This window comes from Paenibacillus sp. 01T422, from assembly GCF_056398785.1.
Map to the genome: position 1 here is coordinate 1 of NZ_JBFTQB010001620.1, position 487 is coordinate 487.

The 487-nt window shown below is 40.7% G+C and carries 1 protein-coding gene; it reads left to right on the top strand.

All coding sequences use genetic code 11. The features are described 5' to 3' along the window. Positions 1-487, top strand: a 487-nt coding sequence (locus tag AC1DUA_RS40450; RefSeq protein ID WP_477504996.1) for a sensor histidine kinase, incomplete at both ends; no start/stop codon positions are given.

The following is a 487-nucleotide window of genomic DNA, read 5'->3' on the forward strand; positions in this document are numbered from 1 at the left end:
GTGCTGAAGATCCGTTGGTGAAATATCGCCATATTATTTCCAGCATTGGTGATTTTAATTTTTTTCTAATCTTTTTTATCCCTCTGGCGATTGTATGTTTCTTTTTCCTCACCAAACCTTATGCTACTTATTTTCATGAGATTTCCACGGGCATTCACCGTCTCGCTAATGGTGATTTCCAAAGTCGTGTGCACATTTCCTCGAACGATGAGTTCAGAGATATTGCGGAAGACATCAATATGGCAAGTGAGAAGCTGCAAAAAGCGGTGGAGAGAGGCGATTTTGCGGAGAGCAGCAAAGATCAGCTGGTTTTGAATTTGGCTCATGATTTGCGAACACCATTAACCTCGGTATTGGGTTATTTAGATTTTCTGCTTCAGGACAATCAATTGACCGCGGAGCAAATCAGGCATTATACAACAATAGCTTTTACCAAGTCTAAACGCTTAGAGAAGCTTATTGATGAGCTGTTTGAACTCACAAGGAT